Annotated in this window: 6 protein-coding genes and 1 pseudogene; 3 read left to right on the top strand and 4 right to left on the bottom strand. The window is 71.3% G+C overall.

The features are described 5' to 3' along the window. Positions 1-94: 94 nt before the first annotated feature. The 4 genes and pseudogenes from AB0917_RS33415 to AB0917_RS33400 form a co-directional block, all read right to left on the bottom strand. On the bottom strand, positions 95-2,269 hold the full coding sequence (locus AB0917_RS33415) for an EAL domain-containing protein (RefSeq protein WP_366823469.1): 2,175 nt from the start codon (positions 2,267-2,269) through the stop codon (positions 95-97). Then, entirely contained in the window at positions 2,266-3,084 is an 819-nt protein-coding gene (locus AB0917_RS33410) for an SAM-dependent methyltransferase (protein WP_366823468.1), read from the bottom strand. Before AB0917_RS33410 ends, AB0917_RS33415 begins: the two co-directional genes overlap by 4 nt. A gap of 225 nt (positions 3,085-3,309) precedes the next feature. Then, a pseudogene (locus AB0917_RS33405) lies at positions 3,310-3,683 on the bottom strand (hypothetical protein); the annotation flags it as partial. A gap of 305 nt (positions 3,684-3,988) precedes the next feature. Then, a complete protein-coding gene (locus tag AB0917_RS33400) occupies positions 3,989-4,252 on the bottom strand; it encodes a hypothetical protein (protein ID WP_366823467.1) in 264 nt (87 codons plus the stop codon). Positions 4,253-4,432: 180 nt separating this feature from the next. On the opposite strand from AB0917_RS33400, the gene AB0917_RS33395 reads away from it, so the two are divergent. The 3 genes from AB0917_RS33395 to AB0917_RS33385 all read left to right on the top strand — a co-directional run. Further along, the gene (locus AB0917_RS33395) at positions 4,433-5,197 is read left to right on the top strand and encodes a hypothetical protein (protein WP_366823466.1); all 765 of its coding nucleotides are present in this window, start codon (positions 4,433-4,435) and stop codon (positions 5,195-5,197) included. A 197-nt stretch (positions 5,198-5,394) separates the two neighbouring features. Then, positions 5,395-5,958: a hypothetical protein gene (locus AB0917_RS33390; protein WP_366823465.1), complete on the top strand. Its 564-nt coding sequence runs from the start codon at positions 5,395-5,397 to the stop codon at positions 5,956-5,958. A 19-nt stretch (positions 5,959-5,977) separates the two neighbouring features. Further along, on the top strand, positions 5,978-6,061 hold an 84-nt coding region (locus AB0917_RS33385; protein ID WP_366823470.1), incomplete at its 3' end, for a branched-chain amino acid transport system II carrier protein.

The raw sequence follows: 6,061 nt of genomic DNA, 5'->3' as shown, positions 1-6,061 counted from the left end.
GTGACCCGGGGCCCCGGCGCCGGGGCGTCGTCCGGCCCCGGCGGCCCCGGCGGCGGTCAGCGGTGCATCGGCGCCGGCCCCGGACCGGCACGGCTCAGACCGCGTCGGCCAGGAGCAGCGAGTGGATGCGGTCCGGGGCGCCGGGGCGGGCGTAGTACCAGCCCTGGGCGGTGTCGCAGCCGATACGGCGCAGCTGCTCGGCCTGGGCCCCCGTCTCCACGCCCTCCACCGTGACGGCCAGCTCCAGGCTGTGGGCCAGCGAGACGATCCCCTCGACGATCTTCAGGTCGACCGGGTCGGCCGGGTGCTGCTGCATGCCCCGGGTGAAGGAACGGTCCAGCTTGAGGACGCTCACCGGCAGCCGCCGCAGGTTCGCCAGGTTCGAGTAGCCCGTGCCGAAGTCGTCGAGCGCGATGTCGACGCCCATCTCCGCGAGCTGCCGCAGCGGCTTGAGGAGATCGTCGTCGGCGCCGATCAGGGCGGACTCGGTCACCTCCAGGCAGAGCGCTCCGGGTTCCAGACCGGACCGTTCCAGCACGTCGACCGTCTCGGCGACCAGCCGGGGGTGGTGCAGCTGGGTCGGCGAGAGGTTGACGTTGATCCGCAGCGGACCGCCGTCGCTGTGCCGCTCCTTCCAGAAGTTGGCCTGCCGGACGGACTCCTCCAGCACCCAGCGCCCCAGCGGCACGATCAGCCCGGTGTGCTCGGCGAGCGGGATGAACCGGTCGGGGCCGAGCACCCCGTGCTGCGGATGGCACCACCGTACGAGCGCCTCGGCGCCGTGCACGGTGCCGTCGCCCAGGTGGACGAGCGGCTGGTACTCGATGAAGAACTCGCCCCGGTCCAGCGCTGCGGGCAGCGCGGTAGTGAGCCCGTGGCGGGTGATGGCGCGGGCGTCGGCCTCGGCGTCGGCGAGTTCGAAGCGGTTGCCGCCCGCCGCCTTGGCCCGGTACATGGTGATGTCGGCGCTGCGCAGCACCTCGGCGGCGCTGCGCTCCCCGGCGGCCCCCTCGACGACGCCGATCGAGCCGCGCACGGTGAGTTCGCGGCCGTCCAGCCGGATCGGGGACGCCAGCACGTTGAGGATGCGCCCGGCCAGCTCGTCCACCGCGTCGGCGGTCCCCGGGCCGGTGGTCAGGGCCACGAACTCGTCGCCGCCGAGCCGGGCGACCATCTCGCCCTGTGCGGTGGCGCAGCTCTGCAGCCGGTCGGCGACCTCGACCAGGAGCCGGTCGCCGGCCGCGTGGCCGAGGCTGTCGTTGATGGCCTTGAAGCCGTCGAGGTCCAGGTAGCAGAGGCCGTATCGGGCGCCGTCCCGGGCGGAGAGCACCTTCTCCAGACGCTCGAAGAACAGGGTCCGGTTGGGCAGTCCGGTGAGCGCGTCGTGGGTGGCCTCGTAGCGCAGCCGCAGGTTGAGCAGGCGGCGCTCGGTGGTGTCCTCCATGAGCGCGAGCTGGTACTGGGGGCGGCCCTCGGGATCGCGCAGCAGCGAGACGGTGAGGTTGGTCCACAGGACCGTGCCGTCGTTGCGGTAGTACGCCTTCTCCACCCGGTAGTGGTCGCGCTCCCCCCGTACCAGCTCGTTGTAGAACTTCCACACCTGCGGCGAGTCCTCGGGGTGGGCCCACTCGTTCAGCTTGTGGCTGCGGACGTGGTGCTCCAGGCCGCCGAACATCTTGGTGAGCGTGTCGTTGATCTCCAGGATGTTGCCGTCCAGGTCGGCGATGCCGATGCCGACGGCGGCGCCCTTGAAGACCGCGCGGAAGCGGGCCTCGGTGGCGTGGAGGGCCTGCTCGGCATCCGAGCGGGCGGTGAGCGCCGAGCGGGCGATGGCCTCCTGCTCGGCGAGGGTCCGCTCGCGCAGGGCCTGGGAGAAGCCGGAGGCGAGGGTGTGCTGGACGCGGGCGCACCGGGCGCGGGCGTCCTCGGTGGACAGTTCGCCGGGGCCGTTGCCGCCGCAGTACAGCACGAGGTAGGAGTCGACGACGCCGAGCGTGGAGCTCAGCGCGTCCGGGTCGGTGCAGTGCGCGTCGACCAGCGCCGCACCGATCCGGGCGGCCGGCGAGGCGTCGAACGGGTGGGCGTGCAGGGTGAGGCTGAGCTCACGGGCCAGCGGCAGCAGGTGCTGCTCGAACTCCGGGCGGGTCAGGGAGGTGGCCGTCAGAGGGAAGAGGGCCCGGCTCCAGATCGTGGCGAATCTCCGTAGCCGGCCTTCCGGCCCGTCCGGTTCCGCGTCCTGCTCGCCGGAGGCCTGGGCGGGAATGCTCACGCCTTACGCCCAACCCCTGCGAAGCCCGAGAAGGCGTACGGGTCTTCCTGTTCCGGCGCCTGAGGGCTCTCCGGCCGCCACTTCGGCATCGACACGAGGCCGGGCTCGACCATCTCGTACCCCTCGAAGAACGCGCCGATCTCCTCACGGGTGCGCATGACGAGCGGGTTGCGGATGTTCCGGTAGACCCCGACGGTGCCGTCCGCCTCCTCCCTGGAGAGCGGGATGCCCTCGTACGAGGCGTGGGTCAGGACGATCAGGCTGCCGGGCGCGAGCGCCTCGCGCAGTTCGGCGACCGCCGCACGCGGTTCGTCGGCGTCCTCGATGAAGTGGAGCACCGCGACGAGCAGGAGCGCCACCGGGCGGTTCAGGTCGAGCAGCCCGGTGACCTCCGGATCGGCCAGGATCGCCTCGGGCCGGCGCAGGTCGGCGGCGGCGATGACCGCGCGGTCGTTGCCCTCCAGTACCGCCCGGCTGTGCGCGACGGCGACCGGGTCGTGGTCGACGTAGGCCACCTTGGCCCGGGGGTCGGCGGCCTGGGCGACCTCGTGGACGTTGCCGAAGGTCGGGATGCCGGAGCCGATGTCCAGGAACTGATCGATCCCCGCGTCGACCGCGTACCGCACGGCCCGGCGCATAAAGGCCCGATTGGCCTGCATGATCTTGGGAAGGCCCGGCAGGAACTCCATGGCCTTCCGCGCGGCTTCCCGGTCCACCTCGAAATTGTGCGATCCGCCCAGATAGAAGTCGTACATGCGGGACACGCTCGGCACCGAGATATCTATGCCTTGCGGTGCCCAGGCGGGACGCTCCATCGATGTCTCCAACAAGTCGCCACGGCGATCCGGCCATGTTCATGGTCAGTGTTGACCAGAGGCTACTGATCGACCGCCAAGAGAGCGAGCGGAAACGGAAATTAGCGATCCGTTATTGGTCACACTCCGGTGGCAACAACGGCCGGTCCGTCGCTGCGCGTACACATGCGGCGACGGACCGGCACTTCACTCGCCGATTCCCGGTGGTTCGGGGCCACTTGGGGGCTACTGGGCGGTTACTTCGAGGCTCCGGCCGGGCGGGAGTGCGCACCATGTACCGCCGACCCCCCGGCCGCTGACGTTCCGTCGGCTTCTCGCCGCGGCGGACGTAGGGACCGGCCGGCAGTCGATGGTCTGCCGCTTGACGCCGTCGGGCGGTCGAAAGTGACAAATCCCTTCTTCGTCACGCCTTCCACCGAGTTTTTGGACATGGGGGTGACAACCGGCCACTTCTTGAGACAGTCTCCGGTGCGGGCCGTGTTCATCGGCCATGCGGAGTCCTTGATGAACCGGTAAACCGTCATACCGCGCTCGTCCACCACGATGTCACCGAGTTCCGGGGCCTTGCGGACCGAAATCCCGGCCGCGTCGGCCGGTTCGATGACGGCCGCGCCGTCGGTGGCCGGGCGCCTGGCGGGCCGTCAACCGTGCGCAAACATGAACGGCTCATTGTCCCACCATCAGGCGAATCCACCGCGGAGTCGCGCGTGTCGCGACACGGCGTGAATCATGCTCCCGGTCGTGTACGGATCCCGCATCGGGCGGCTCTCGACAGCCGCCGCACTCGTCTGGCTGATAGCCGTACCGCAGCCCGCGACCGCCGACGCGTGCGCGGTGGCCACCATCGGGCAGGGCGACGGCAGCACCTCGGTCGCCGTGGCGGGCAGCGGAAAATGCGCGGCGTTCACCACACCGGAGCCGCCGCCTCCGCCACCCCCGGAGCCACCGCCCCCGCCTCCTCCGCCTCCTCCGCCCCCGTCCCCACCACCGGTACCGGAGCCGCCGCCTCCACCCCCACCTCCGCCGCCCTCGCCTCCCCCGGCGCCGGCACCACCGCCTCCTCCCCCTCCGCCACCACCCCCGCCGCCACCTCCGCCGCAGGCCGCGCCCACGCCCAAGCCCGCACCCGCGCCCGCACCTGCGCCTGCGCCTGCGCCGAAACCGTCACCGCTCCCCTCGGTGCGGCCCGAGCCCCGGCCCGTGGCGCTTCCGGCGTACCGCAAAACGACCCGCAAGGAGCCACGGAGCAGGCCCTCCCTGGTGTCCACGACCCTGCTGATCATCGCTCCGGCGGTGTTCGCCGTCGCCGTGCTGCGGCCCCGATCGTCCCGCTGACGAGGAGATATCCATGTCCGAATGGCTCGTCCTGAGCATTGCCATGGCGTCGGCCTGTGCGGTCGTGCTCACCATCGCGGTGCTCAACAACCGCCGGATCGCCGATGACGACGATCCGTCCGAGACGCCCGACGTCATCGAGTACATGACGATGATGATCGGCGTGGTCTACGCGATCGTGCTGGGTCTGGCCATCGCCGGGGTCTGGGAGGGCCGCAGCGCCGCCCAGGAGTCCGTACGGCTGGAGGCGCAGGCGCTGCACGAGGTGCAGGCGCGCTCCTCCGTCTACCCGGCCGAGGTCCGCGACCGTATCCGCGCGGATGTCGACGCGTACGTCGCCCACGTCATCAACGACGAGTGGCAGGTGATGTCCGATCGGGGCACGCTGACCGAACGCGGCACGGAGCTGCTGGACCGGGTGCGGGCCGACGTCACCGAGTACGAGCCCCAGACCGAACTGGAGGGACAGGCCTACCAGCCGCTGGTGGACCAGGTGGCGGCGGCGGACGACGCCCGCTCCTCACGGGGGCAGAACGCGGGGGCGACGATGCCCGGGGTGGTGTGGTTCGGGCTGATCATCGGGGCGCTGGTGACGGTCGGGCTGATCTTCACCCTCCAGATCCGCAGAACGTTCCGGGAACTGCTGCTGGCGGGGCTCTTCAGTGTGCTGATCGCGTTCCTGCTCTTCCTGATCTGGGACTTCGACGCGCCCTTCGGCCGGGGTATCTCGGCCACCGCCGAACCGTTCTTCGACCTGTTCCCGGAGGCCACCCGCTGACGCCCCGCCCCCGGTCGGTGAGCCCCTCGGAAGTCCCCGCGGGTGCGCCGGCCGGGGGACGTGACTGACCCATTCGCCGGACCCCGATAGCGGTCGGTGCGTACCGCTCCTAGCGTGTCGGGCATCGAGGTGCATTTTTCCTGCTATGTGGAAATTCATTCCGCATGCTGCCCCTCGGGGAACCCGGAGGATCCACCATGCGCGCGATACGTGTCGCACCCCTCGCACTCCTGGGCGCCACCGCCCTCGCCCTGTTGGCCCCGCCCGCCGCCCATGCCGCGCCGGACGGGGCCATCAACACGTTCAACCCGACGATCACCCCCTCGGTCATCTCGCCGGGCGGCCGGGTGACCCTCGGCGGCGGCGGGTGCACCGGCGAGACGACCATCACCTCGGGCATCTTCGACACGACCGTCATCCCGAGCGGCAGCACCACGGCCACCGCCACCGTCGACACGGACGCCCGGCGGGGCGCGGTCTACGCGGTGACGTTCTCCTGCGGCTCCACCGGCACCACCCGCAACGTCAACCTGACCATCACCGCCGGACCCGCCGTCACCCCGGTGCCCACGACCGCACCGACCACAGCCCCGACCGTCAGCTCCACGGCCCTCGCGCCGAGCGGGGTGCGCGGCGGCCTCGGCGGCGGCTCCGGCACCATGGACACGGTGGAGGTCGCGGGAGGCGCGGCCCTCGTGCTCACGGCCGCCACCGGCGCCCTGTACTTCGTCCGCCGCCGCGGCGCCGGCCGCCGGCACTGACGGCGCATGCTACCTGACTATGGATACCCTGGGCGCGCTGGTGTTCGGTATCGTCATCGTCAACGCGATCCGCTCGCGTGGCGTCGACTCGCCGCAACTGATC

This window comes from Streptomyces sp. NPDC007346, from assembly GCF_040703535.1.
GTDB lineage: Bacteria > Actinomycetota > Actinomycetes > Streptomycetales > Streptomycetaceae > Streptomyces.
The sequence above is the reverse complement of the archived record's forward strand: the minus strand, read 5'-3'. Positions and strand labels throughout refer to the sequence as shown.